Genomic DNA, 26278 nt, shown 5'->3' with positions numbered 1-26278 from the left:
ATCGACCGAACGGATGCGTGAGGACTCACGCGTCCGAGGACTTACATCGGGGGCATCAGCACCGTGTCGATGAGGTACACCGTGGCGTTGGCCGTCTGGACGCCACCGCAGATGACGTTCGAGGTGCCGTTGACCGTGATCGAGTCGCCGGAGCCGGCAACCGTGACGTCCGCACCCTGGACCGTGGTGTGGGTGCCGTCGATCTCGTCGGGAGCGATCTGACCGGGGACCACGTGGTAGGTCAGGATCGAGGTCAGCAGGTCGGTGTCGGTCTTGAGCGTCTCGATGGTGGCCGAGTCGATCTTGGCGAACGCGTCGTCGACCGGAGCGAAGACGGTGAACTCGCTGCCGTTCAGGGTGTCGACCAGGTTCACGTTGGGGTTCAGCTGTCCGCTGACCGCCGCGGTGAGCGTGGTGAGGAGCGGGTTGTTCGAGGCGGCGACGGCGACCGGGTCAGCGGCCATGCCGGCGACCGAACCAGCGCCCGAGGGAACGGTCTCGGCGTAGCCGGCGCAACCGGGGCCGACGAGGTTGGCGGCCGGGTCCATCGCGGATGCCGAGGCCGACATCGAGGGCGATGCCTCCATCGAGGGGGCGGTGCTCTCTTCGGTGGTCGTGCCACCCGAGGTGGTGCCGCCCGAACATGCGGTGAGAGCGAAGGCCGAGCCCAGAACGAGGGCGAGACCGGCGACGACAGGCTTCTTCTTGGTGAGCATGACATTCCTCCGAAATCGTTCGGATCGCGTCTGCGACCCGTCAGGGACACCCCGGTGCGAGGGGCGGTTCGCCGTGGAGCGGCTTACACAGGGTCTTCGGGACCCCCCGGGGAATGGATTGCAGAATGTTTCGCTTCCGGTCGATTCTCGGCGTCGCGAAGCCAGAAAAGCCCAGGTCGAGCGGCTATAAATATTCTTCAGAATATTTCCGGGTCGGTGGGGAAACCTCCGACGTCGACGCCGAGATAACGGTTCGTGCAGACCTTTCGCGTGCTCGCGCGCGCGTACAGGAATCGTCCCGGCAGTACGGAATGATGGATGCCATGGTGATCGACGGTTTCGACCTGCCCGACGAGGGGCTCGAGAAGGTCGATCACATCGGCATCCTGCTGCTGCGCGTTGCGGACGGCGACCGTGGTGCTTTCGCCGAGGTGTACGACGCCCTCGCAGCCCGCGCCTTCGGTCTCATCCGGCGCGTCCTGGTCGATCGCTCCCAGAGCGAGGAGGTTCTGCAGGAGGTCTTCCTCGAGATCTGGCAATCCGCTGCGAAGTTCACTCCGAATAGAGGCCAAGGAAGATCGTGGATACTCACGATCGCGCACCGACGAGCGGTGGACCGCGTGCGGTCATCGCAGTCGAGCGTCGATCGGGATGTGCGCGCGGGCTTCCGGGATATGGATGTCGCTTATGACGACGTATCCGAGAAAGTAGAACTGAAGATGGAGGGGCGGCGCGTCGTCGATGCACTGGCGACGCTTCCCGAAGCTCAGAAGGAAGCACTCACGCTGGCCTATTTCGGTGGGTACAGCCAAAGTGAGATCGCGACCCTCGTCGGGGCGCCGCTCGGTACGGTCAAGACCAGGATGCGCGACGGTCTGTCGCGTCTGAGGATGGAGATGGGGGTGGACAAGTGAACGAGAGGGACTTCGCCGACCTCGCCGTCGGACACGCGTTGAATGCGCTATCCGAGGCAGATGAACGCGCGTACCAGGAGGCTCTCGCGGGCAATCCACAGTGGGACCATCACGTGCGCGGAGCGGTCGATACGGTCGCCGCCCTGAGTGCCTCCATCGAGCCGGTCGAGCCGCCGTCGGCCGTGCGCGCGTCGTTGCTCGCCCGCATCTCCGAACTCCCGCAGGAGTCAGCGGAACCGCGAGATGCGCGTACCTCCGCCGAAGAGGAAGATTTCGCCGCCGCGGGCATCGCCCCGGCGGCGATCGTGCGCGAGCCCGTCGCCCTCCGTTCGTCCGCCCGTACGGGATGGGGGACGAAGCGATGGTTCGCCCTCGCCGCGTCGTTCGCGGCCGTGCTGGTGCTCGGCTTCGGAGCGGTGACCGTCAGCCAGTTCTTCGCGCCTCCCGCAGCGGTCGTCGCCCTGCAGCAGATCGAGGACGCCCCTGACGCACAGTCGGCGTCGGCGACGATGGCCGATGGAACCGTCGCGACGGCCCACTGGTCACCGTCGACGGGTCAGAGTGTGCTGGTGGCCGACGGTATGCCGGAGCTCGCTGACGGTACGACGTACGAACTCTGGTTCGTGCGCGGTGAGACCCCCATCGCTGCGGGCATCTTCCAGCCGGATGCCGACGGCAAGGCCACCGCGGTCCTGCAGGGCGAGATGCAGGTCGGTGACGTGATCGCGGTCACGATCGAGCCGGCGGGCGGGTCGCCCGACGGCACGCCGAGCACCGACCCGGTCGTCGCCGTCGCCACGGCCTGACGCGGCCGCTCGACGTGGGCCCCTCCGGGGGAGTGGTCCCGACCCCCTGGCGGTGGGAGACCGCCTAGCCTGGATGAATGAGCGATTCCTCACGCGAGTTCCACAAGCCCGTGCGGCGACCCGCCGAACTCTTCGATCGTCTCTTCGCGGCGGACGACCCCGCCGAAGTCTCGCGGGTGGCCCACAGCACCGCCTCCGCACTTCTCTCACGCGTTCGCGCTGATCCCTCGGTCGACGTCGTCGAGCGCCTCGTCGCCTTCACCGACGACCACGGCATCGACGACATCGCGGAGTTGTGGTCGCGTTCGCCCGCCCGTTCTCTCCCGGGCGCGCTCTGGCGGCTGTACCTGCTGCAGCTCATGATCCATGACGACGCGGCGACCGCGGCGCTGCTGTACGAGCGCGGCCGGGTCGAGATCGCGACAGTGGATGCCGTCGTGGCGGGCGCTCCGGCACCTGCGGGGCCCGAGGAGCTGGTGCGCCTCATCGACACGATCCTGCGGGGATTGTTCGAGGGCGACTTCGCCGTGGCACTCGATCGTGCGGCCGCCTTCTGCCGCGTGCAGGCGGCGGGTTCCGCCCATCTCGCGGACGACTACGACAACACCGAGGCGGAGCGCGCGAGCGCGCTGACGACGCGGGCCCTGCGCCTGGCGACCTACGCTGAAGACCTGTCGGCGTGCGCGGCTCTGTGGCGACGCGACGCGCTGACCTGAGGTGGCGAGGGGTCTCGGGAGGGAAGACCCAGAGCACCGGATGACGGCGGCTCCCGGTCCGATCGACCAGCCCAGAGATCCAGCGCGCGACTCGCACAGCGAGGACTGAAGAAGTGGGTGCCGGACCGCAGAACGCCTCTCGGCGCATGGCCGCTCAGAGCGGCAAAAGATGGAGCCCGGGGTTACTGCGGCCCGGCTAGGAAAGTGTAACAAGCGCAGGCGCGAGTCATTCCCTCTCGCGGCCCCGTTGACAAGCGCCGGGCGTGTCGGGGCTGCCGCGTAGGCTCGCTGCATGGCTTGGCGCTTCGCTCTCCGCATCGACCCCGTGGCATCCGTCGAACGAAGGGAGTCCTTCGCCGACACCTTCCGCGTGATCGACCCGTTCGCTCCCGCTCTCCCCGTCGGTGAGCTGAGCGCCCAACGCGGTGACGGCATCTTCGAGTCGCTCGGCGTCGTCGACGCCCACCCGCAAGAGGTCGAGCCGCATCTGGAGCGCCTCGCCCATTCGGCCCAGCTGTGCGATCTGCCCGTGCCGAATCTCGCGCAATGGCGAGAGGCGATCGTGATGGTGGCCCGTGAGGCTGGCCGGGGCGAGAACGTGATGAAGCTCCTGCTCAGCCGGGGCGTCGAGGGGACCGACGCGCCGACCGCGTGGATCACCCTCGCCGATGCGCCCGACAACGCGGCGGCGCGCACCGACGGTGTCCGCGTGGCGACTCTCGACCGCGGCTACGCCCTCGACGTGCCCGCTCGCGCTCCGTGGCTGCTGCTCGGGGCCAAGACGCTGTCGTACGCGACGAACATGGCCGCCATCCGCGAGGCCAAGCGCCGCGGGGCCGATGACGCGGTCTTCGTCAGCAGTGACGGCTTCGTGCTCGAGGCGCCCACGGCATCCGTCGTCCTGCGCGTGGGGGAGCGCTTCGTCACGCCCGCGCCGAGCGTCGGCATCCTGCACGGAACCACGCAGCTGAGCGTGTTCGCGCACCTCGAACAGCGGGGTTTCGCCGCGGACTACGCCACGATCTCGGTTGCCCAGCTGGCGGGGGCGGATGCCGCGTGGCTGCTGTCGAGCGTGCGTCTCGCTGCCCCGGTCTGCGCGGTCGACGGGCAAGTCCTCCCGGTCGACCGGACCCTCACCGACGAGCTCAACGCCTACCTGCTGAGCCCTCGCGACTGACCCGGTGCGCTCGCTGCCCCCGGGCAGGGGCGCGCGCGTGAGGCGACGCCGGGGGCGGCGCTCCCGGACGCGGCGCATCCGGACGCGGCGCGGGCGTCCGGCATCCGGAAACGACGAAAGCCCTGCCGGAGCAGGGCTTTCGCGGAATGGACGCTTATCCGAAGCGACCCGAGACGTAGTCCTCCGTGGCCTGCACCGACGGCGTGGTGAAGATCGTGGAGGTGTCGTTGTACTCGATGAGCTTTCCGGGCTTGCCGGTGCCGGCGATGTTGAAGAACGCCGTCTTGTCGCTGACGCGCGATGCCTGCTGCATGTTGTGCGTGACGATGACGACGGTGTACTCGCTCTTCAGCTCGCCGATGAGCTCCTCGATCGCGTAGGTCGAGATGGGGTCGAGCGCCGAGCAGGGCTCGTCCATCAGGATCACGTCGGGCGAGACGGCGATCGCGCGGGCGATGCACAAGCGCTGCTGCTGACCGCCCGACAGGCCCGAACCGGGCTTGTCGAGGCGGTCCTTGACCTCGTTCCACAGGTTGGCGCCCTTGAGCGACTTCTCGACCAGCGCGTCGGCGTCGGACTTGGCGATGCGTCGGTTGTTGAGCTTGACGCCCGCCAGCACGTTCTCGCGGATCGACATCGTCGGGAACGGGTTCGGGCGCTGGAACACCATGCCCACCTGGCGGCGCACCAGCACGGGGTCGACGCCCGAACCGTACAGGTCGTCGCCGTCGAGCAGCACGGAGCCCTCGACGCGCGCGCCGGGGATGACCTCGTGCATGCGGTTCAGGGTGCGCAGGAAGGTCGACTTGCCACAGCCCGAGGGGCCGATGAAGGCGGTGACGGTGCGAGGCTCGATATCGAGGGACACGCCCTCGACAGCGAGGAAGTCGCCGTAGTAGACGTTCAGGTCGTTTACTTCGATGCTTTTGGACACGATTCCTCGGGTGATTTCTGGTCGGGTCGACGTGCCGCGTTCAGCGGCCGAGCTTGGGGGAGAAGAACTTCGCCACGGCGCGCGCGACGAGGTTCAGCACCATGACGATGACGATGAGCACCAGGGCCGCACCCCAGGCACGGTCGATGAAGGCCGTCGCGGGAATGCCCTGGTTCATGTACTGGGAGTAGGCGAACACCGGCAGCGTCATCATGCGGCCGTTGAACAGGTCGTAGTTCACCGAGGTGGCCACGCCCGCCGTGAGCAGCAGGGGCGCCGTCTCGCCGATGACGCGCGAGATCGAGAGCATGACACCGGTGGTGATGCCGGCCACGGCCGTCGGCAGGACGACCTTGCTGATGGTGAGCCACTTGGGCACGCCGAGCGCGTACGACGCCTCACGGAGCTCGTTGGGGACGAGTCGCAGCATCTCTTCCGTCGAGCGCACGACGACGGGGATCATCAGCACCGCCAGAGCGATCGCGCCCATGATGCCCATGCGGATTCCGGGGCCGAGGAAGAGCGCGAAGAGGGCGTAGGCGAACAGTCCCGCGACGATGGACGGGATGCCCGTCATGACGTCGACGAGGAAGGTGATCGCGTGCGCGAGACGCTTTCCGGCGCCGTACTCGATCAGGTAGATGGCGGTGAAGATGCCGATCGGGATCGAGATCACGGCGGCGGCCAGCGTAATCAGCACGGTGCCGATGATCGCGTGGAGGGCGCCTCCGCCCTCGCCGACGACGTTGCGCATCGACGAGTTGAAGAACTCGGCGCTGATGCCGCTCACGCCGTTGGTGACGACCGTGACTCCCACGGAGACCAGCGGAACCATGGCGATGCCGAAGGCGATGACCACGACGCCCGTCACCAGGCGGTCGACGCCCTTGCGTCGTCCCTCGATGATCGTGGAGGCGGTGGTGATCAGGATCAGGTACAGGACGGCCGCGACGACCGCCCACCCCGCGATGTTGAACGGAGCGTCCGAGGCGAGGGAGACGATGCCCAGGAGCAGGGCCGAGAGGCCCGCGCTGCCGGCGAGGGTCACCCACGGAGCCCACGAGGGGAGGCGACCGCTGGTGAGGCTGTTGGTCGATCGCGTGGGTGTCGCGGTCGCCGGGGTGCGCGGCGCAGTGGACGTGGCGGTCATGTCAGTTCGCTCCCGAGAATTCCTTGCGGCGGCTGACGATGTAGCGCGCCAGCGCATTGACCGCGAAGGTGACGATGAAGAGCACGAGACCCGTTGCGATGAGCACGTTGACGTTGAAGCCGTAGGCCTCGGGGAACGTCAGGGCGATGTTGGCGGGGATGGTGCTGGGGTTCTCGGACGTGAACAGCTGGAGCGTGATGACTCCGGATGCCGAGAGGACGAGCGCGACGGCCATGGTCTCGCCGAGGGCGCGGCCGAGACCGAGCATCGACGCCGACACGATGCCGCTGCGACCGAACGGGAAGACGGCCATGCGGATCATCTCCCAGCGCGTCGCGCCGAGGGCGAGTGCCGCCTCTTCGTGGAGGACGGGCGTCTGCAGGAAGATCTCGCGGCAGATGGCGGTGATGATCGGGGTGATCATCACCGCGAGGACGACGGCGGCGGTCAGGATCGTGCGGCCGGTGGCCGAGACCGTTCCGGAGAACAACGGGAACCAGCCCGCGTTGGTGTTGAGCCAGGCGTAGACCGGCTGGATGGCCGGGGCGAGCACCAGGATGCCCCAGAGGCCGAAGACCACGGAGGGGACGGCCGCCAGCAGGTCGACGACGTATCCGAGGCCCTGTGCCAGGCGGCGGGGCGCGTAGTGCGAGATGAAGAGTGCCACGCCCACCGACAGGGGCACGGCCATGATGAGCGCGAGGATGGACGCCCAGATCGTGCCGAAGGCGAGGGGGCCCACGTACGACCAGAAGTCGCTGCTCAGGATCGAGGCGTTCTCGCTGGTGGCGGTGAATCCGGGGATCGACTGGGCGACGAGGAAGATCGTCACCGCGGCGAGTGTGACGAGGATCATGGAGCCGGCGAAGAGGGCGGTGCCCGAGAAGACGCGGTCTCCTGGGCGTTGCTTCGGCTTCTGTGGCGCCGGAGCCGTGGTGGTGGTCATGTCGTCCTGTCTCGGGTCTAGAACGGGCGAGAACCCGGCCCGGAGCGTTCGTGTGCTCCGGGCCGGGTCTCAGGGGGTCTTACTGCGTGACGATCAGGTCGATCGCCGAGTTGACGCGCTCGCGGAGCGAGTCGCTGATGGGGGCGCTACCCGCGGCGTCGGCGGCGGCGGTCTGACCCTCTTCGCTCGCGACGTACTCGAGGAAGGACTTCACGATCGAGGCCGTGTTGTTGTCGCTGTACTGCTCGCACGCGATCATGTAGCTGATCAGGACGATGGGGTAGACACCGGCCTCCTGCGAGGTGCGCTCGAGCTCGATGGCGAGGTCGCCGTCGGCGCGGCCCTCGACGAACGGCGACTCGTCGACGATCGCGGCAGCGGCCTCGGGCGAGTACGAGACGAAGTCGTCGCCGACCTTGATGGCGACGGTCGACAGGCCCTCCTGAGCGGCACGCGACGCGTCGGCGTAGCCGATCGTTCCGTTGGCGCCCGACACGGCCGAGACGACGCCCGAGGTGCCGTTGGCGGCCTCACCGGAGGTGAGCGGCCACTCGCCGTCGGGCTCCGACGTCCAGACGCTGGGAGCGGCCTGGTAGAGGTAGTCGGTGAAGTTCTCGGTGGTGCCCGAGTCGTCCTGACGGTGGACCGGGGTCACGGCCAGGGAAGGGAGCGTGACGCCCGGGTTGAGGGCGGCGATGGCCGGGTCGTTCCAGTTCGTGATGGTGCCCGTGAACAGGCCCGCGACGGTCGCGGCGTCGAGGTTGAGCGAGTCGACGCCCTCGAGGTTGAAGATGACCGCGATCGGGGAGATGTAGGTGGGGAGCTCGATGATGCCCGAGCCGTCGGCGCAGGCGCCGAAACCACCGGCGGCGATCTCGTCGTCCTTGAACGCGCGGTCCGAACCGATGAAGGGGAAGGCCCCGGCCTGGAACGACTCGCGGCCGGCACCCGATCCAGCGGGGTCGTAGGTGATGGTGACACCCTGGTTGGCCGTCTGGAATCCGGCGGTCCACGCCTGGACGGCGACCTCCTGCGACGACGCGCCACCGCTGGCGACCTCGCCCGAGAGGTTCGAGCCGGTGTCGCTGCTGCTGCCGCCGGTGCTGGCGCCGCCTTCGTTCGCGGCGCAGCCGGCGAGGGCGAGTGCTGCGACGGCGGTGAGCGCGCCGAGCTGAGCGAAGCGAGTGATCTTCACGATGAAAGTCCTTCGGGATATCGGGAGCTGTGAGGTGAGCCCCGTGGGGACTCGCCGGGAACGCTAAACAGCGATCCTTAAGAGGATGCGCCCCTCGGGTGAACGGGCGGTGAACCAGCCCAGCCATTCCGGGGTGTTCTCCTCAGCGCTGTACTGTTCATCCCCGTGACGACCCCCGTGCCCGAGCCCCAGGCTGCCCTCGATCGGACCGGTGCCGCGCCGCCTCCGCGCACCCTCATCGACCTCCTCGCCGACGTCGCCGCGCGGCATCCGGAGGCCTCGGCCATCGACGATGGCTCGGGTGCCCTCAGCTACCGCGAGCTCCTGGCGCGGGTGTGGCGGACGGCGGCGGCCCTGCACGAGGCGGGCGTCCGCCGTGGAGACCGGGTCGGCGTGCGCATGCCCTCGGGCTCGAAAGAGCTGTACGTGTCGATCCTGGCCGTGATGGCGGCCGGTGCCGCCTACGTCCCCGTCGATGCCGACGATCCCGACGACCGTGCCCGCCTCGTGTTCGGGGAGGCGGGCGTTCGCGGCATCGTCGCGGGGGAGGGGGAGTTCATCGCGCAGGATACCGACCTGGTGCGGCTGTACGACGGCGACGCACCCCACCCGAGCACCAACGCGGTGCCCATCGTCGCCCCGCCCACCGTCGACGACGACGCCTGGATCATCTTCACCTCCGGCTCCACCGGCGTCCCCAAGGGCGTCGCCGTCTCGCATCGTTCGGCCGCGGCGTTCGTGGAGGCCGAGGCCCGCATCTTCCTGCAGCAGGAGCCTCTCGGCCCCGGCGACCGCGTGCTCGCGGGTCTGTCGGTGGCGTTCGATGCCTCGTGCGAGGAGATGTGGCTCGCGTGGGGTCACGGGGCGTGCCTCGTGCCGGCGCCGCGGTCGCTCGTGCGCTCCGGCGAAGATCTGGCACCCTGGCTGCTGCGCCAGGGCATCACGGTGGTGTCGACCGTGCCGACGCTGGCGGCGATGTGGCCGGCGGACTCGATCGAGAACGTGCGGCTGCTGATCTTCGGCGGCGAGGCGTGCCCGCCCGAACTCGCCGCGCGGCTCGTCGCCGAGGGGCGCGAGGTGTGGAACACGTACGGCCCCACCGAGGCCACGGTCGTCGCCTGCGCCGCCCCGCTCGACGGTTCCCTGCCCGTGCGCATCGGCCTCCCCCTCGACGGGTGGGCGCTCGCCGTCGTCGACGCCGAGGGGCTCCCGGTCGCCGAGGGCCAGGTGGGCGAGCTGATCATCGGCGGCGTCGGCCTCGCGCGGTACCTGGACCCGGCGAAGGACGCCGAGAAGTACGCTCCCATGCCGACCCTCGGCTGGGACCGCGCCTACCGCTCCGGCGACCTCGTGCGCTTCGAGCCCGAGGGACTCGTGTTCCAGGGGCGCGCCGACGACCAGGTCAAGGTCGGCGGGCGACGTATCGAGCTCGGCGAGGTCGAATCGGCCTTGCAGGATCTCTCGGGGGTCAGCGCGGCCACCGTCGCCGTCCGCACCACCGAGGCCGGCGTGCCGGTGCTGGTGGGCTACCTCGTGATGGACGAGGGAGTGGAGCTCGACCGCGGGGCCGCCCGTGCGGCGCTCGCCGAGCGGCTCCCCGCGGCGACCATCCCCCTCCTCGGCGTCGTCGACGCCCTGCCCGTGCGTACCTCGGGCAAGGTCGACCGCGCCGCGCTGCCGTGGCCGCTACCGGGCGTCGACGCCCCCGCCGCCACCGACTTCACCGCCGACGAGAGCTGGCTCGCCGAACAGTGGCAGGCGGTGCTGGGTCTTCCCGTGACCGAGCGGAAGACAGACTTCTTCGACCTCGGCGGGGGCTCGCTCGCCGCCGCGCAGCTCGTCTCGCGCATCCGCACGCGGGTGCCGGAGTTCTCGGTGGCCGACATCTACGACGTGCCGCGCCTGGGTGCGATGGCCAAGGCGCTCGGTCCGCAGCTCGCCGACGAGGCGCCCGCGAAGTTCCACCGTGCGGCGCCCACGCCCCGTTCGACGCAATGGGCGCAGACGCTCCTCGGCGCGCCCCTGTTCATCCTCTCCGGGGTGCGCTGGCTGCTCTACCTGCTGACCGCCTCCGCGATCCTGCAACTCGTCCCGGGTTTCGACGTGCTGCCGAGCGTGCCCTGGCCCGTGCTCGGCGTCGGCCTGCTGGTGTTCGCGACCCCGTTCGGGCGCATGGTGATCGCCGTGGCATCCGCTCGTCTTCTGCTGGCGGATGTTCGTCCGGGCGACTACCCCCGCGGGGGATGGGTGCACATCCGGCTCTGGCTGGCCGAGCAGATCGCCGATCAGGTGGATGCCGTGGGCCTGGCCGGAGCCCCGTGGGTGTCGTATTACGCCCGGGCGCTGGGCGCGCGGATCGGTCGCAACGTCGACCTGCACGCCCTGCCGCCGGTCACCGGCATGCTCGAAGTCGGCGACGGTGCATCGATCGAGCCGGAAGTCGATCTGACGGGGTACTGGATCGACGGTGACCTCGTGCGCATCGGCGAGGTGCGGATCGGAGCGGATGCCACGGTGGGTGCGCGTTCGACCCTCGCGCCCGGCACCCGTATCGGCCGTCGTGCCGAGATCGCCCCCGGCTCGGCGGTCTTCGGCCGTGTCAAGGCCGATCAGTCGTGGGCGGGCTCGCCCGCCGTCCGCGTGGGGGGCACCGCGAAGGGGTGGCCGAGTGAGCGTCCGCCGGCGCCGACGCGCTGGTTGTGGGCCTACGCCGCGTCCGCGGTCGCGCTCGCCCTTCTGCCGCTGGCGGCATTCGCCGTGGGTGGACTCGTCGTGGCCCAGGGCCTGCGCGGCGCCGACTCGCTCGCCGAGGCTGCGGGCCGGGCCTTCGTCTGGCTCGTTCCGGGCGTCGCCGTCACGGGCCTGGTCTTCGCGGCATCCGTCGTCCTGCTCGTGCGGCTCCTCTCGATCGGTCTGTCCGAGGGCACTCATCCGGTGCGCAGCCGCGTCGCCTGGCAGGCGTGGACCATCGAACGACTCCTGGATGCCGCCCGCACGATCCTGTTCCCGCTCTACTCGTCGCTGTTCACCCCCGTGTGGCTGCGGATGCTGGGCGCGCGCGTCGGCCGTGACGTCGAGGCATCCACCGTCCTGCTCATCCCCTCGATGGCGCGGATCGAAGACGGGGCGTTCCTCGCCGACGACACCATGGTCGCCTCTTACGAGCTACGCGCCGGATGGCTGCGGATCGGTCCGGTGCGCATCGGCAAGCGCGCGTTCCTCGGCAACTCCGGCATGGCCGCCCCCGGCCACCGCGTTCCGCGGGACGGGCTCGTCGCCGTGCTGTCGGCCGCTCCGCTGAAGGCCAAAGCGGGGTCGTCGTGGCTCGGTTCGCCGGCGGTGCGCCTGCGACGGTTGTCGGCCGGGGTCGACGATTCCCGTACGTACAACCCCGGACCGGGTCTGCGTTTGGCTCGCACCCTGTGGGAGCTGTGCCGTTTCGTGCCGGTCGTGGTGACGTGCGGCATCGGACTGGGCGTGCTGTTCACGCTCGCGACGCTGTGGGAGGCGACCGGACCCGTCTGGACACTGCTGCTGTCGGGCCTCGTGCTGCTGGCGGCCGGTGCGGTCGCCGCCGGGGTGTCGACCGCGGCGAAGTGGGCCATCGTCGGCGTCATCCGCGCGGGAGAGCAGCCGCTGTGGTCGAGCTTCGTGTGGCGTACCGAGGTGTCGGACACGTTCACCGAGATGGTCGCGGCACCCTGGTTCGCCCGGGCGGCGTCGGGGACGCCGGCGCTCGCCGTGTGGCTGCGAACGCTCGGAGCGAAGATCGGGCGGGGCGTGTGGTGCGACAGCTACTGGCTGCCCGAACCCGACCTGGTCACGTTGGGCGATGCGTCAACCGTCAACCGCGGATGCGTCGTTCAGACGCATCTGTTCCATGATCGAATCATGAGCATGGACACCGTCGAGCTGGAACCCGGGGCGACCCTGGGCCCGCACAGCGTGGTGCTGCCGGCATCCACGCTCGGGGCGCACGCCACCGTGGGTCCCGCCTCGCTCGTCATGCGCGGCGAGACCGTCCCGGTCGGTTCGCGCTGGAGCGGCAACCCCATCGGACCCTGGCGTGCGGTGAAGGTGCGCGCCTACCAGTCGACGACGTGAGCACGACCGACCCCTACGCCCCGCAGAGCGGTGACGCGTCGTACGATGTGCGGTCCTACGACCTCGCCCTCGGCTATCGCGTGCGTACCAACCGGCTCGAGGGGACGGCGACCATCGTGGCCGTCGCGCGTGCGCCGCTGACCTCGTTCGCGCTCGACCTCGTGGGGCTGCGCACGTCGCGCGTCCGCGTCGACGGGGAGGTGGCCCGATTCGCCGCCGGTCCGCGCGTGGTGCGCGTGACGCCCCCGCAGCCGCTCGCCGAGGGCGCGGTCTTCGAGGTCGAGGTGGTGTACGCGGGCGCCCCGGCCCCGCGGCGCTCGCGCTGGGGCGCCGTCGGGTGGGAGGAACTCACCGACGGCGCGCTCGTGGCGGGCCAACCCATCGGGGCGCCGACCTGGTTCCCGTGCAACGACCGTCCCGACGATCGTGCGCGCATGCGCATGGAGATCACCGTCGACGACGGCTACACGGTGGCGGCGACGGGGGTCGCAGGTCCCACGACCCGGCGTGGGGGACGCGTGACGTCGACGTTCACCTCCGACGTGCCCACCGCGACGTACCTCGCGGCCGTCCACGTGGGCCGCTACCGCACCCGCCCGCTCGTCGGTGGGGGAGTGGATGTCGTCCCGCCGGTCAGCGTCACCGCGCCCCCGTCACTGAACGCGGCGGTCGATCGCGCCTTCGCGGCAGTGCCCGAGATGCTCCGTGTGTTCGACCGGCTCTTCGGGCCCTATCCGCAGGACACCTGCTCGTTGGTCGTCACGGCCGACGAGCTCGAGATCCCGCTCGAGGCGCAGGGTCTCGCCGTCTTCGGCATGAACCATCTCGTACCGGCAGCTCAGCGTCTGGTGGCGCACGAGCTGGCACACCAGTGGTTCGGGAACAGCGTCGGCATCGCGCGCTGGCGCGACATCTGGCTCAACGAGGGCTTCGCCTGTTACGCCGAGTGGCTGTGGTCGGATGCCTCGGGCGGCACCCCCGTCGAGACGTGTGTCGCCGAGCACTACGCGCGCCTCGCCGCCAAGCCCCGCGATCTGCTCCTGGCCGACCCCGGCCCCGACGACATGTTCGACGATCGCGTCTACAAGCGCGGAGCACTGACCCTGCACGCTCTTCGCCGGACGCTCGGAGACCAGGCGTTCTTCGACCTGGTGCGGGGTTGGACGGCGCAGCACCGGCACGCACTCGTCACGACCGAGGATTTCCGCGCCGCGGTCGAGCGCGCCGGCGGACCGGATGCCGTGGCGGTGCTGTCGCGCTGGATCGACGCCGAGGCTCTGCCGCCGCGCCCCTGACACTTACGGGGTCCGGGGCGGGTCACCCGCTTCAACCGCGCCGGTCAGGAGTTACGCGCGCGGCGGTGGGCCTCGGCGGGCGCGTCGACAGCGACCGCCGCCACCACACCCTCGGGGCCGTCGAGGTCCCACCCACGCCATTCGGTCGTCGAGTGCCGGCCGTCCGGACGGTCGATGATCCTCGCGCACCACCCATCCGTGCTCTCGTGTACGGAGACGCGAGCCGGGTCGACGGCCAGACCCCGCCCGTCGGCCTTCAGCACCGCTTCCGCACGCGCCCAGGCTCGCGCATCCGCCGCACCGGGGAGGACGCGATCGAGTCCCGCGGCATCCGCCGGCGCTGCGTCGACGCCGATGCGCGCGTGCTCCCGTGTCACCGCGACGACGGCCCACCCGGGGACGTACGACACCGACACCGCGGCATCCGCCGCCTCGGCATCCTCGCCTTCCACCCGAATCCGACCGTGGTCACCGCCGCACAGCGGGCATCGGGAGACGAACCCCGCACCGGGGAGCATCTCCGCGAGGAGCGCCCGCGACGTGTCTCGCCGCGACGAGCGCGCGGGAACCGCCCGCCACGCGATGCGAATGCCCGGCGGGAGGGTCACGCCCGCGGTTCGTGCGTCTCGATCGCCACGATGCCCGCACCCGGATGCTCGACCGGTACGTGGGCGACCGAGAACGCGCCCGGCTCGAGGGTGGACGCGCTGCCGAGGTAGGAGCCGCTCATCGTGCCGGTCGCAAGGGCGAGCTCGTGCAGAAGGGCGGGCAGAACGGGGCCGTGACTGGTGAGAACCACGGGTTTGCGCGCGCGCACGCGCTGCCCGATGACAGCTCGGGCATCGGCCCGGCCCCGTTCCCACGCATCTTGACTGATGTCGGCCGTCAGCTGCACCCGCTGACCGATCGCCTGGGCGATCGGGGTGGCGGTGCGCACGCATCGTTCCGCGGGGCTCGAGAGCACTCGACGCACCCCGAAGGCCAGCAGAGGTCCGACGATGGCCTCGGCCTGCTTGCGACCGCGCGCGTTGAGCGGGCGATCCGTGTCGTCGCCGTCCCACTCCTCGCGTGAGCGCGCCTTGCCGTGACGTAGCACCACGATCGGGAACGTCGGCAGGGCCTGTTCGTCGACGATGCGCGCGAACTCGTCGAGGATCTCGATGTCGACGGGGTAGCTGAGGTGCTTGCGCGCCTTCTTCATGCTCACCCACTCGATCGCGGCGACCTCTTTGTTGGGCACGAACGACGACGTGCGCACGGCCGCATCGGTGGCCTCGGCCGCCCAGTAGTGCACGATCTTCGTGCGCGAGTTCGGCATCCGGTATCGCGAGACACCCACCGGGACCCCGAGTGCGACGCGGATGCCGGTCTCTTCGCGGATCTCGCGGACGGCCGTCTCGGCGAGGGTCTCGCCGGGATCGACCTTGCCCTTGGGCAGAGTGAGGTCGCGGTACTTGGTGCGGTGGATGAGCAGGATGCGGAGTTTGCCCTCTACGCGGCGCCACACGACGCCGCCGGCGGCATAGACGGCGGTCTCCGTCATCGGGCCGTCCGGGCGCGGCGCTTGCGCTGGACGCGCGACATCGTGTGCTCCTGCAGGTCGAGGAGGGCCGAACCGTCGGCGGCGACGCTGTGACGCGTCCACTCGCCCTCCGACCCGAGGTGCCACGAGCTCGTGCCGTCGTCCATCGCGAGATCGAACAACGACGTGAGTTCGCGCAGCTGGTTCTCGTCGACGACCCGCACGAGCGCCTCGACGCGGCGGTCGAGGTTGCGGTGCATCATGTCGGCGCTGCCGATGAAGATCTGGGGATCGCCGTCGTTCGCGAACGAGAAGATGCGCGAGTGCTCGAGGTAGCGGCCGAGGATGGAGCGCACGATGATGTTCTCGCTCATGCCCGGGACTCCCGGCCTGATCGAGCAGATGCCGCGCACCCACACCTCGACGGGGACCCCGGCCTGGCTGGCGCGGTACAGCGCGTCGATGATCTCTTCGTCGACCATCGAGTTGACCTTGATGCGCACGCCGGAGGGCTTGCCCTCGAGCGCGTTGCGGCGCTCCTTGTCGATGTGGCGCAGCAGGCCTTTGCGCAGGTGCAGGGGCGCGACGAGCAGGCGCTTGAACTTCTTCTCGATCGCGTAGCCGCTGAGCTCGTTGAACAGGCGGGTGAGGTCGCGACCCACCTGATCGTCGACGGTGAAGAGGCCGAAGTCTTCGTAGATACGGCTCGTCTTGGGGTTGTAGTTGCCCGTGCCGACGTGGCTGTAGTGGCGGAGTCGCCCCTCTTCTTCACGGATGACGAGGGCGAGCTTGCAGTGGGTCTTGAGCCCCACGAGGCCGTAGACGACGTGGACGCCGGCCTTCTCGAGCTTGCGGGCCCAGACGATGTTGTTCGCCTCGTCGAAGCGCGCCTTGACCTCGACGAGCGCCAGCACCTGCTTGCCCGCCTCGGCGGCATCGATGAGGGCCTGCACGATGGGGCTGTCGCCCGATGTGCGATAGAGGGTCTGCTTGATGGCGAGCACGTGCGGGTCGCGGGCGGCCTGCTCGAGGAACGCCTGCACGCTCGTCGCAAACGATTCGTACGGGTGGTGCACGAGCACGTCGTTCTTGCGGATCGCGCGGAACAGGTCGGCGCGGCCGTTCTGCTCCGGCGGCTGGAACGCCAAAGCGGTCTTGGGCACGTGAGGCGGGTACCGCAGGTCGGGGCGGTCGATACGCGAGAGATCGAACAATCCGCGCAGGTCGAGGGCGCCGGGAAGGCGGTAGACCTCCTGCTCGGTGATGTCGAGCTCGCTCAGGAGCAGCGACCGGGTGACGTCATCCATGTCCTCGGTGATCTCGAGGCGGATCGGCGGGCCGAAACGGCGGCGCAGGAGCTCGGCTTCGAGGGCCTGGATGAGATTCTCGGTCTCGTCCTCCTCGATCGTCATGTCCTCGTTGCGGGTGAGGCGGAACGCGTGGTGATCGAGCACCTCCATGCCGGGGAAGAGGTCTCCCAGGTGATTGGAGATGAGCTCCTCGAGCGGGAGGTAACGCACGCCCGGGCCCCCTCCCTGCACCTCGACGAAGCGCGGCAGCATGGGCGGCACCTTCAGGCGCGCGAACTCCTGACGACCGGTGCGGGCGTTGCGGATGCGGATGGCGAGATTGAGCGAGAGTCCCGAGATGTAGGGGAACGGGTGCGCCGGGTCGACGGCGAGCGGCATGAGCACCGGGAAGACGTTGCGCTGGAAATACTCGGTCAACCGAGCGGCGGTGTCCTCGTCGAGCGAGTCCCACGACACGACCTCGATGCCGGCCTCGGCCAGCGCGGGGCGGACCTTCTCGGTCCAGGCGGCCGCGTGGCGCTCTTGCAGGCGGTGCGCTTCGGCCGAGATGTCGGCGAGCACGTCGAGCGGTGCTCGGCCCACGTTCGTGGGCACGGCGAGCCCGGTGACGATGCGGCGCTTGAGCCCCGCGACGCGCACCATGAAGAACTCGTCGAGGTTGCTGGCGAAGATGGCGAGGAAGTTCGCGCGCTCCAGCACGGGGACGGCCGGATCTTCCGCCAGCTCGAGGACGCGCTGGTTGAACGCCAACCAGCTCACCTCGCGGTCGAGGTACCGGTGATCGGGCAGCTGGTCGTCTTCGGCCTCGACGGCCTCATCGAAGTCATCGTCGTCGGCGTCACCGAGTCCGGTGTCCAGCACGTCGTGTTCCATCATCCCCACATCATTGCAGTGGTCGGTGACACGGGAGTGAACGGGCGGTAGGCGTCGGGTTAGACGGGGGCGGATGCCGCGACGGGGGCGTCGTCCTCGTACACGTTGAAGCGGTAGCCGACGTTGCGCACGGTGCCGATGAGCTGCTCGAGGTCGCCGAGCTTGGCGCGCAGGCGGCGCACGTGCACGTCGACCGTGCGGGTGCCGCCGAAGTAGTCGTATCCCCACACCTCGCTCAGCAGCTGCTCGCGCGTGAAGACCCGCGAGGGGTGCGTGGCGAAGAAGTGCAGGAGCTGGAACTCCTTGTAGGTGAGGTCGAGCGGCTTGCCGTGCACCTTCGCCGAGTACGACGACTCGTCGATGGTGATGCCCGAGGTCTGGATGCGCGTCGACACCTGATCCGCCGTCTGCCGGCCCATGGCCAGTCGGATGCGGGCGTCGATCTCGGCGGGACCCGCGCCCACGAGCACGACGTCGTCGATGCCCCAGTCGGTGGAGACCGCGGTGAGGCCTCCCTCGGTGATGATGAGCACCAGCGGAGCCTCGATGCCGGTGGTCGACATGATCTTGCACAGCGACTTGGCGCCGACGAGGTCGAAGCGTGCATCGACGAAGATCACGTCGGCGCTGGGGGCGTTCACCAGCTGCGCGGCCTCGGCGGGGATCTGCCGCACGCGGTGGCTCAGCAATTCGAGCGCGGGCAGGGCAGCCCCGCCGCCCGGGGCGGAGCTGAGTACCAGAAGCTGTGCCAAGAGGACCTCCCGTGCGGCGTGTCGCGCACCCGATCATCTTAGGGCGACGAGGCGGCGGCCTCATCACCGGCGCTGCGCGTGCGCGCGGCGGGGGTCCTGAGCGATGATGGGGGCATGTCGACTCCCGACCTCGCCCCGCGCCACACCTACGCCGGTGTCGTCGCGGTATGGGTGCTGGCTGCGGTCGCGGGCGTCCTCATCGGGATCTTCGCCCCCGAGCAGTGGCGCGCGCAGTGGGTCGCGGTCGCCCTCGGCGGGTGCGTGATCGTGTCGTTCGCCGTGCAGCTCTGGTACGGCCGGTCGCAGGCCTTCATCCAGCGGATGGCGCTGAGCTCGCTGGGTGCGCTCGTCGTGCTCGGGGTGATCACGATCGGTTTCGGTCTGGCATCCCTGGTCTCGGGCTAGAGTTGAGCCATGGACCTCCTCGCGCTCGAACTGTTCTTCGTGGGACTTCTCGGTCTCGCCTCGCTGGCGATCGCCTTCGTGTCCGGAACGGTCGTCTGGAACCTCTATCGCGGCCAGCGCTGAGCGCGTCGTGATCGAGATCCCGACCGACCTTCCCGCCGACCTCGTTCCCCTCTCGTGGCTCGTCGGCGTCTGGGAGGGCACCGGCGTCATCGACTATGAGGCGGACGGTCGTGCGTTCTCCGGGGAGTTCGCACATCGCGTGAGCTTCAGCCACGACGGCGGGGCCTTTCTGAACTACTCCGCCGACGCCTGGCTGCTCGACGGCGAAGAGCGGCGGCCCCTCGTTTCCGAGATCGGCTACTGGCGTCTGGCGCGACCGGTCGGAGACGCCGACGCCGGCCCCGGGCTCCTTCCGGCCACAACGTCGCCCGTCGCCCGCACGGCCGATGACGTCGAGGCGCTGCGCAACGCCGACGGCGGCTTCGACATCGAGGTGAGCCTGGCGCATGCGGACGGCATCCTGGAGCTCTACGTCGGTCAGGTGAAGGGCCCCCGCATCGATCTGGCGACGGATGCCGTCGTGCGCACCGCCGGAGCGAAGCCCTACGCGGCCGCGACGCGTCTGTACGGACTGGTCGACAACCACCTGCTGTGGGCGTGGGACATCGCCGCCCTGGGCCGCGAGCTCGGCTCGCACGCCTCGGCGCGTCTCGCGCGGGCGGAGTGATCATGGTCTCCCTCGCCGACGTCCCCGGTGCCGTCATGGACGACCGCGGGCTCCGCCACGTCGGCTCGCCCGTGGCGGAGCAGCGACGATTGGCATCCGGATCCGCGCTCGCCCCCCTCGGCGACCGGCGCGTGATCTCCGTCGGCGGCGAGGACCGCCGCAGCTGGCTCGATTCGCTGTCGTCGCAGGCTCTGACGCATCTCGCGCCCGGGGTGTCCACCGAGCTGCTGATCCTCGACCCCCAGGGGCGGGTGGAGCACGCCGCCGCGGTGGTCGACGACGGCGAAACGATGTGGCTCCTCGTCGACGCCTCCGACGTGGAAGCACTCGCGACGTGGCTCACCCGCATGCGCTTCCGCCTGCGGGTCGAGGTGCGGGACCGCTCCGACGACCTCGTCGTCGTGGGCGGCACCCGCGCGGCCGTCGAGACCCTGCGCACCGTCGCCCCCGTCTGGGTCGACCCGTGGCCCGCGGTCTCACCTGGCGGCTGGGCTTACGCCCGCGTCGAACCGCACCCCGGTGCCGAGCGCGACTGGGCCGAGGCGATCGTGGATGCCGAGGAGTTCGGTCGCGTGCTCGACGGCGCCGTCCGCGGAGAGATCGCCCTGTCGGGTCTGGATGCCGTCGAGGCGCTGCGTGTCGCCGCGTGGCGTCCGCGCGTCGGCGTCGACGCCGACGAACGTCTCCTCCCGCACGAGATGGACTGGCTGCGCACTGCGGTGCACCTGTCGAAGGGCTGCTACCGCGGCCAGGAGACGGTGGCGAAGGTGCACAACCTCGGCCACCCGCCCCGCCGCGTCGTGGCCCTGCAGCTCGACGGAAGCGACAACGTCCTCCCCGCCCGCGGCGACGCCGTGCGCGCGGGCGACATCGTGATCGGTGCCATCACCTCGGTCGCCGTGCACCATGAGGAGGGGCCGATCGCCCTCGCCCTCGTCAAGCGCACCGCACCCGAGGGAGTGCCGCTCGTCGTCGACACCGCCGACGGGCCACTCGCTGCCGCGGCCGAGACGGTCGTACCCGCCGACGCGGGGGCCACCGCGTCCATTCCGCGGATGCCCCGCCTCGGACGCCGCCGCGCGGCGGAATGATCGCCGACGACTCCTCGACGACCGTCGGGGTCGTCGTTCCCCGCTCGCGCCTGCGCTCGACGCTGCGTCGGCGTGCCGCGCGGGTGCGCGATTCGCTTCCGGCGATCTCGCAGATCGTCGTCGCAGCGACCGCGGCGTACGCGTTCGCCCATTTCGTGCTCGGGCATCCGGTCCCGCTGCTGGCGGCGACCGTCACGGTGTCGAGTCTCGGACTCGTGCGCGATGCGCGCCCGTGGCGCGTCGCCGAGACCGTCATGGGCATGCTGGTGGGTATCCTCATCGCCGAGATCGTGCTGGTGACCGCGGGCAGCGGCTGGTGGCAGATCGCCGTGGCCATGACGTCGACGCTGCTGGTCGCCCGCTTCCTCTCACCCCAGCCGGGCTTCGCCCTGGCGGCGGTGGTGCAGTCGCTCATCGCCCTGGTCGTGGTCACGGGAGCGCCGTTCCTGCGTCTCGTCGACGGCGCGATCGGCGGGGTCGCGGCGCTCATCGTCACGGCGCTGATCCCGCGGACGCTGCGGCGCACCGAACTGCGCGACGCCGATGAGCTGTTCGATGCGCTCGAGGTCGCGATGGCGACCATCGTGCGGGCGCTGCGACGGGGCGATCGCGTCCGGGCCGAGCGCGGTCTCGAGCGTGCCCGGTCGCTGCAGACCTACGTCGATGCATGGAGCGGGTCGCTGGAGTCGGGACGCGAGGTGGCGCGTATCTCGCCGTTCCTCCGCCGCCAGCGCACGGAGCTGCAGCGCCACGAGCGGGTGAGGCAGTCCCTGGATCTGGCCACACGCAATCTGCGGGTCGTGGCCCGGCGCGTCGCCTACCTCTGCGCGGACGGTGAGACGCGACCGATACCGGCCGACTTGCTGGCCGAGCTCGCCCGGGGTGCGTCGCTGGTGCGCGACAGCCTCGACGACATCTCGCTCGAGCCGGCGGCGCGTTCGGCGGTGGTCGCCGTCATCCGTCGCCTCGATCCGGCTGCGCTGCTGCCGGACGGCGGGGTCGGAGAACTCAACCTCGTCGCCGCGATGCGACCGCTGGCCGTCGATCTGCTCACCGCGGCCGGAATGCCCTCAGCCGAGGCACGGGCGCTGCTGCCCCGTATCTGAGACGGCGCGAGGAGAACGTCGGATCCGAGAGAGGGTGGATCGGGGCGTGTCCGGCCCGCTCACCGCGGAGCGACGGCCTCCCACGCGACGCCGACCTCGCCCAGCCGCCAGCGCTCGCGACGCACGAGGGGCCATCCGGCATCCTGCATCCCCTTCACCGCGGTGCGCCAGCGATGGACGGCGCCGAAGGGCGCGACCGCCGCTGCGCGCGCCCACTCCCGTTCGAGAGACGCCACGAATGCGTGCACCCGCTCGCCCTCGACGTTGCGATGGATCAGAGCCTTGGGCAGGCGCTCGGCCGCAACGGCGGGGGTGTCGAGCTCGGCGAGCCTGAGCGAGATCGTCAGGCTCCGGGGCACCGCGTCGGCTCCCACCTCCGCCCACGTGACGACCCGGCCGATCTCGTCGCACGTGCCCTCTACCAGGATGCCGCCCGGTTGGAGGCGCGCGCACATGCGTGCCCAGGCGCCGGCGACGTCCTCTTCGTCGTACTGACGCAGGACGTTCATCGCGCGGATGATCGCGGGGCGCCGTCCCGGGGCGGTCGGCACCTCGAATCCGCCGCGGGCGAAGGACACTCCGGCGACACCGCCGGCCTGCTCCCGGGCGCGGGCCACGCGGTCGGCGTCGATCTCGAGGCCGAGCACCGTTGCATCCGGTCGCTCGCGGACGAGGCGGGCGTGCAGCTCGAGGGGCGTGACCGCGCTCGCCCCGAAGCCGAGATCCACCACGAGCGGGTCGTCGCTGCGGCGCAGCGCCGGATGCCGGGCGATCCAGCGGTCGACCCGGCGCAGGCGGTTGACCCCGGTCGTGCCGCGGGTGGGACGGCCGACGGGGGAGGAGGTCACGTCCGACATGATGCCAGCTGCAGCTCCTGGTCGACGCCCGCGCGTCGATAGCATGGAGTCATGCCTCACACGCTGATCCTCCTCCGCCACGGGCAGAGCGAGTGGAACAAGACCAACCAGTTCACCGGCTGGGTCGACGTGCGACTCACCGACCAGGGCAAGGCCGAGGCGCAGCGCGGCGGCGAGATGCTCGCCGAGTCCGGTGTGCTGCCCGACGTGCTGCACACCTCCGTGCTCAGCCGTGCCATCCAGACGGCGAACATCGCGCTCGACGCGGCCGACCGCCTCTGGATCCCGGTCAAGCGCTCGTGGCGCCTGAACGAGCGCCACTACGGCGCGCTGCAGGGCAAGGACAAGGCGCAGACCCTCGAGGAGTTCGGTGACGAGCAGTTCATGCTGTGGCGCCGTTCATTCGACGTGCCGCCGCCGGCGCTGCCCGCCGACGACCAGTACAGTCAGGTCGGCGACCCCCGCTACGACGGCATCGACGGCGAGGTGCCCGACACCGAGTCGCTGAAGATCGTCATCGACCGCATGCTGCCGTACTGGCACAGCGACATCGTGCCCGACCTCCAGGCCGGCAAGACGGTGCTCGTCACCGCGCACGGCAACTCGCTGCGCGGCCTCGTGAAGCACCTCGAGGGCATCAGCGACGCCGACATCGCCGAGTTGAACATCCCCACGGGCATCCCGCTCGTCTATCGGCTGAACGACGACCTCACCCCGGTCGGACCGGGCGAGTACCTCGACCCCGAGGCCGCCGCGGCCGGCGCCGCCGCCGTGGCTGCTCAGGGCAACAAGCACTGACACCGCACGTCGAAGGGGGTGGATGCCGATCGGCATCCACCCCCTTTCCACGTGTGTCGTCAGATGACGGGGCTGGGCTCGTTCGCCGCCTCTTCATCGGCACCGGCCCAGTCGCCGGTCGCGAGGTACACGACCTTCTTCGCGACCGAGACGGCGTGGTCGGCGAAGCGCTCGTGATAACGGCTCGCGAGGGTGGCGTCGACGGTTGCGGTGGGCTCGCCCTTCCAGGAGTCGCCGAGAACCTTCTCGAAGACACTCACGTGCAGCTCGTCGATGTCGTCGTCGGTGTCGCGGATCGACTCGGCGAGGCGCAGGTCTTGCGTGCGCAGGAGTTCGGCGAGCTTGCGCGCCACCTCGACGTCGAGCTCGCCCATGCGGGTGAACGTGGTCTTGAGTCCCTTGGGGATCGCGCGCTCGGGGAAGCGCGACCGGGCGAGCTGGGCGATGTGCTCGGCCATGTCGCCCATGCGCTCCAGCGACGCGCTCACGCGCAGGGCGGTCACGACGATGCGCAGATCGCGGGCGACCGGCTGTTGGCGGGCGAGGATCTCGATGGCCAGCTCATCGAGCGCGACGGCCTTCTCGTCGATGATCGCGTCGGCTTCGATCACTTCTTCGGCGAGGGCGACGTCACTCGTGCCGAACGCGCGCGTGGCGCGATCGATCGCGATGGTCACGAGGTCGGCGATCTCGACCAGGCGGTTCTGAACGTCCTCGAGGGACTGGTGGAATACTTCGCGCATGGCGGGTACCTTCCTCGTCGGCGGCACGGCACGGAGGTGTCCCGCTACCCTCCGGGATTCTGTCCAGCGAAGGTTAACGAGTGGTGCTGTGACAGTGAATAGTAACGTCCGCGTGAGTCCGCGCGGTGGTGAACGGCGGGTGAAGCGGCATCCTCCCGTTTACGCTGGGGGCATGCAACAACCGCAGCTCGCGCTGCTCTCGCTCCTCGCGGGTCTGCTGATCGGGGCCGCGGTGGTCGGTCTGGTGGTCGCAGCGCTGCGGGCACGTGAGCGTTCTCGGGCCGAGACGAACGTCGATGTGCCGGAAGGTGTCGACGCCATGCTCGAGGCGATGGACGACCCCGCCTTCGTGTGCGACATGTCGTCGACGGTGCTGGCGCTCTCGCCCGCCGCCGAGGTGTTCGGCGTGCACACCGGGGAGGTCGTCGCCAGCGATGAACTGAAGCGCGTGGCACGCGTCGCCCGCGACACCGGAGCCGGCGTCGCTGAGAACCTGCGTCTGCGCCGTGGTGCGGCCCCGGCCGAGGCGCGCCTCGTCGCCGTGCGGGCGACGTCCATCTCGAACCGGCTCACCCTGGTCGTGCTGCGCGACATCACCGAGCGCGAGCGTGTCGAAGAGATGCGCCGCGATTTCGTGGCCAACACCTCTCACGAGCTAAAGACCCCGGTGGGCGCCGTGAGCCTCCTCGCCGAGGCGATCGAATCGGCGGCCGACGACCCCGAGCAGGTGCGTCATTTCGCCGCGCGCATGCAGGCCGAGGTGGCGCGACTGAGTGCGCTCGTCAATCGCATCCTGAGCCTGTCGCGTCTGCAGGCGGCCGAGGAGCTCCGCGACGTGCGCGACGTGTCGATCGACGAGGTCGTGACCGCCGCCGTCGAGGCGCACACGGTGCAGGCCGACTCGGCGCAGGTGGTCGTCGTGCGCGGGGGTACGAAGGGCCTCTGGGTGCGCGGCGAGCCCCAGATCCTCACGGAGGCGGTGGGCAACCTCATCGCCAACGCCATCGCCTATTCGCCGCAGGGTTCGAAAGTCGGGGTCGGCATCAAGCTCGACGTCGACGTCGTGGAGATCGCCGTCACCGACCGCGGCATCGGCATTCCCGAGGGTGACCAGCACCGGGTGTTCGAGCGGTTCTACCGCGCCGACCAGGCGCGCTCGCGCCGCACGGGCGGCACCGGACTCGGGCTGTCGATCGTCAAGCACGCCGTCCAGCGACACGGCGGCGAGGTGCGACTGTGGTCGCGCCCCGACCGCGGCTCGACGTTCACCATCCGCCTCCCGCTGTCGGAGACCCCGGATCTCGAAATCGTCCGTCCGAAGCAGCGTCGCAAGGGCCGCAAGGCCTCTGCCGCGGCTTCCGTTCCCGTGAAGGAAGAAACCGAATGACTCGCGTTCTGATCGTCGAGGACGAGCCCGATCTCGCCGACCCGCTGGCCTACCTGCTGCGCCGCGAAGGCTACGAGGTCGAGATCGCCGAAGATGGAGCCCTCGCTCTCGCCGCCTTCCGCGAGCGCGGTGCCGACATCCTGCTGCTGGATCTCATGCTCCCCGGGATGCCGGGTACCGAGGTCTGCCGGCAGCTGCGGCTGACCTCGCAGGTGCCCATCATCATGCTGACGGCCAAGGACTCCGAGGTCGACATCGTCGTGGGGCTCGAACTCGGCGCCGACGACTACGTCACCAAGCCCTACTCGACGCGGGAGCTGCTGGCACGCATGCGCGCGGTGCTTCGACGTCGTACGCCCGACGGCGCGGACCTCGACGATCGCGTCCTGGCGGGCGGCCGCGTGGTGCTCGACATCGATCGCCACACGGTCGCGGTCGACGGCGGCGAGATCAACATGCCGCTCAAGGAGTTCGAGCTGCTCGAGGTCCTGATGCGCAACGCGGGCCGTGTCCTGACGCGCGGTCAGCTCATCGACCGCGTGTGGGGGACCGACTACTTCGGCGACACCAAGACGCTCGACGTGCACATCAAGCGGATCCGTTCGCGCATCGAGCAGAATCCGAGCGAGCCCAGCATGCTGGTCACCGTGCGGGGCCTCGGGTATCGCTTCGAGGCGTGACCGCGAGAATGACGAAGGCGCCGACGCGATGCGTCGGCGCCTTCGTCGTCGTCTTCAGCGGGAGAGGATCG

24 protein-coding genes are annotated in these 26278 nt (G+C 70.0%); 13 read left to right on the top strand and 11 right to left on the bottom strand.

Translation table 11 applies throughout. The features are described 5' to 3' along the window. Nucleotides 1-41 precede the first annotated feature (41 nt). Nucleotides 42-716, bottom strand: coding sequence for a fasciclin domain-containing protein (locus tag FHS07_RS13365; RefSeq protein ID WP_183420404.1), 675 nt, complete (start codon nucleotides 714-716; stop codon nucleotides 42-44). 311 nt (nucleotides 717-1027) lie between these two features. Between FHS07_RS13365 and sigK the strand changes: the two genes are divergently transcribed. The 4 genes from sigK (at nucleotide 1028) to FHS07_RS13345 (ending at nucleotide 4329) form a co-directional block, all read left to right on the top strand. Next, nucleotides 1028-1630: an ECF RNA polymerase sigma factor SigK gene (gene sigK / locus FHS07_RS13360; RefSeq protein WP_183420789.1), complete on the top strand. Its 603-nt coding sequence runs from the start codon at nucleotides 1028-1030 to the stop codon at nucleotides 1628-1630. Then, nucleotides 1627-2436, top strand: a complete 810-nt coding sequence (locus tag FHS07_RS13355) for an anti-sigma factor (protein WP_183420403.1) — start codon at nucleotides 1627-1629, stop codon at nucleotides 2434-2436. The genes sigK and FHS07_RS13355 overlap by 4 nt, the downstream gene beginning before the upstream one ends. Before the next feature lie 77 nt (nucleotides 2437-2513). Then, nucleotides 2514-3152: a DNA-directed RNA polymerase subunit beta gene (locus tag FHS07_RS13350; RefSeq protein WP_183420402.1), complete on the top strand. Its 639-nt coding sequence runs from the start codon at nucleotides 2514-2516 to the stop codon at nucleotides 3150-3152. A 292-nt stretch (nucleotides 3153-3444) separates the two neighbouring features. Beyond that, a complete protein-coding gene (locus FHS07_RS13345; RefSeq protein ID WP_183420401.1) occupies nucleotides 3445-4329 on the top strand; it encodes an aminodeoxychorismate lyase in 885 nt (294 codons plus the stop codon). A 154-nt stretch (nucleotides 4330-4483) separates the two neighbouring features. Here the strand turns inward: FHS07_RS13345 and pstB are convergent, their stop codons facing one another. From pstB to pstS, 4 genes are all read right to left on the bottom strand, one after another. Further along, the gene (gene pstB, locus FHS07_RS13340) at nucleotides 4484-5263 is read right to left on the bottom strand and encodes a phosphate ABC transporter ATP-binding protein PstB (protein WP_055956505.1); all 780 of its coding nucleotides are present in this window, start codon (nucleotides 5261-5263) and stop codon (nucleotides 4484-4486) included. A gap of 40 nt (nucleotides 5264-5303) precedes the next feature. Then, nucleotides 5304-6413 carry a phosphate ABC transporter permease PstA gene (pstA, locus tag FHS07_RS13335; RefSeq protein WP_183420400.1) on the bottom strand — a complete coding sequence of 370 codons (1110 nt, stop codon included), beginning with the start codon at nucleotides 6411-6413 and terminating at the stop codon, nucleotides 5304-5306. 1 nt (nucleotide 6414) lies between these two features. Continuing rightward, the gene (pstC, locus tag FHS07_RS13330; protein ID WP_183420399.1) at nucleotides 6415-7359 is read right to left on the bottom strand and encodes a phosphate ABC transporter permease subunit PstC; all 945 of its coding nucleotides are present in this window, start codon (nucleotides 7357-7359) and stop codon (nucleotides 6415-6417) included. A gap of 79 nt (nucleotides 7360-7438) precedes the next feature. Then, the gene (gene pstS / locus FHS07_RS13325) at nucleotides 7439-8554 is read right to left on the bottom strand and encodes a phosphate ABC transporter substrate-binding protein PstS (protein WP_183420398.1); all 1116 of its coding nucleotides are present in this window, start codon (nucleotides 8552-8554) and stop codon (nucleotides 7439-7441) included. Between the two features lie 165 nt (nucleotides 8555-8719). Between pstS and FHS07_RS13320 the strand changes: the two genes are divergently transcribed. Then, a complete protein-coding gene (locus FHS07_RS13320) occupies nucleotides 8720-12658 on the top strand; it encodes a Pls/PosA family non-ribosomal peptide synthetase (protein ID WP_343054720.1) in 3939 nt (1312 codons plus the stop codon). After that, nucleotides 12655-13953, top strand: coding sequence for a M1 family aminopeptidase (locus FHS07_RS13315; protein ID WP_183420397.1), 1299 nt, complete (start codon nucleotides 12655-12657; stop codon nucleotides 13951-13953). Before FHS07_RS13320 ends, FHS07_RS13315 begins: the two co-directional genes overlap by 4 nt. A gap of 44 nt (nucleotides 13954-13997) precedes the next feature. On the opposite strand, the gene FHS07_RS13310 is transcribed toward FHS07_RS13315, so the two are convergent. The 4 genes from FHS07_RS13310 to FHS07_RS13295 all read right to left on the bottom strand — a co-directional run bounded on the left by FHS07_RS13310 (nucleotide 13998) and on the right by FHS07_RS13295 (nucleotide 18410). Next, nucleotides 13998-14405, bottom strand: a complete 408-nt coding sequence (locus FHS07_RS13310; RefSeq protein ID WP_183420396.1) for a 4'-phosphopantetheinyl transferase superfamily protein — start codon at nucleotides 14403-14405, stop codon at nucleotides 13998-14000. A gap of 152 nt (nucleotides 14406-14557) precedes the next feature. Beyond that, entirely contained in the window at nucleotides 14558-15496 is a 939-nt protein-coding gene (locus tag FHS07_RS13305; protein ID WP_183420395.1) for an NUDIX hydrolase, read from the bottom strand. Continuing rightward, nucleotides 15493-17661 carry an RNA degradosome polyphosphate kinase gene (locus FHS07_RS13300; RefSeq protein WP_183420394.1) on the bottom strand — a complete coding sequence of 723 codons (2169 nt, stop codon included), beginning with the start codon at nucleotides 17659-17661 and terminating at the stop codon, nucleotides 15493-15495. Before FHS07_RS13300 ends, FHS07_RS13305 begins: the two co-directional genes overlap by 4 nt. Before the next feature lie 56 nt (nucleotides 17662-17717). Beyond that, a complete protein-coding gene (locus FHS07_RS13295) occupies nucleotides 17718-18410 on the bottom strand; it encodes a response regulator transcription factor (RefSeq protein WP_055956528.1) in 693 nt (230 codons plus the stop codon). Between the two features lie 114 nt (nucleotides 18411-18524). Between FHS07_RS13295 and FHS07_RS13290 the strand changes: the two genes are divergently transcribed. The 4 genes from FHS07_RS13290 (at nucleotide 18525) to FHS07_RS13275 (ending at nucleotide 21742) form a co-directional block, all read left to right on the top strand. Next, nucleotides 18525-18815, top strand: a complete 291-nt coding sequence (locus FHS07_RS13290; protein ID WP_183420393.1) for a hypothetical protein — start codon at nucleotides 18525-18527, stop codon at nucleotides 18813-18815. A 130-nt stretch (nucleotides 18816-18945) separates the two neighbouring features. After that, nucleotides 18946-19545 carry a heme-binding beta-barrel domain-containing protein gene (locus FHS07_RS13285; protein ID WP_183420392.1) on the top strand — a complete coding sequence of 200 codons (600 nt, stop codon included), beginning with the start codon at nucleotides 18946-18948 and terminating at the stop codon, nucleotides 19543-19545. A gap of 2 nt (nucleotides 19546-19547) precedes the next feature. After that, nucleotides 19548-20636: a CAF17-like 4Fe-4S cluster assembly/insertion protein YgfZ gene (ygfZ, locus tag FHS07_RS13280; RefSeq protein ID WP_183420391.1), complete on the top strand. Its 1089-nt coding sequence runs from the start codon at nucleotides 19548-19550 to the stop codon at nucleotides 20634-20636. Beyond that, a complete protein-coding gene (locus FHS07_RS13275; RefSeq protein WP_183420390.1) occupies nucleotides 20633-21742 on the top strand; it encodes an FUSC family protein in 1110 nt (369 codons plus the stop codon). The genes ygfZ and FHS07_RS13275 overlap by 4 nt, the downstream gene beginning before the upstream one ends. A gap of 59 nt (nucleotides 21743-21801) precedes the next feature. Here the strand turns inward: FHS07_RS13275 and FHS07_RS13270 are convergent, their stop codons facing one another. Beyond that, nucleotides 21802-22599: a class I SAM-dependent methyltransferase gene (locus FHS07_RS13270; RefSeq protein WP_183420389.1), complete on the bottom strand. Its 798-nt coding sequence runs from the start codon at nucleotides 22597-22599 to the stop codon at nucleotides 21802-21804. A gap of 51 nt (nucleotides 22600-22650) precedes the next feature. Between FHS07_RS13270 and FHS07_RS13265 the strand changes: the two genes are divergently transcribed. After that, nucleotides 22651-23397 carry a phosphoglyceromutase gene (locus FHS07_RS13265; RefSeq protein WP_183420388.1) on the top strand — a complete coding sequence of 249 codons (747 nt, stop codon included), beginning with the start codon at nucleotides 22651-22653 and terminating at the stop codon, nucleotides 23395-23397. A gap of 59 nt (nucleotides 23398-23456) precedes the next feature. Here FHS07_RS13265 and phoU read toward each other — a convergent pair whose 3' ends face one another. Continuing rightward, a complete protein-coding gene (gene phoU, locus FHS07_RS13260) occupies nucleotides 23457-24140 on the bottom strand; it encodes a phosphate signaling complex protein PhoU (RefSeq protein WP_183420387.1) in 684 nt (227 codons plus the stop codon). Between the two features lie 172 nt (nucleotides 24141-24312). On the opposite strand from phoU, the gene FHS07_RS13255 reads away from it, so the two are divergent. Further along, nucleotides 24313-25527, top strand: coding sequence for a sensor histidine kinase (locus FHS07_RS13255; RefSeq protein WP_183420386.1), 1215 nt, complete (start codon nucleotides 24313-24315; stop codon nucleotides 25525-25527). Next, entirely contained in the window at nucleotides 25524-26207 is a 684-nt protein-coding gene (locus FHS07_RS13250; RefSeq protein ID WP_183420385.1) for a response regulator transcription factor, read from the top strand. The genes FHS07_RS13255 and FHS07_RS13250 overlap by 4 nt, the downstream gene beginning before the upstream one ends. Nucleotides 26208-26278 lie beyond the last annotated feature (71 nt).

The sequence above is a fragment of the Microbacterium proteolyticum genome (assembly GCF_014192415.1).
Classification (GTDB): Bacteria; Actinomycetota; Actinomycetes; order Actinomycetales; family Microbacteriaceae; genus Microbacterium; species Microbacterium proteolyticum.
This window is presented reverse-complemented; position numbering and strand designations above follow the sequence as displayed.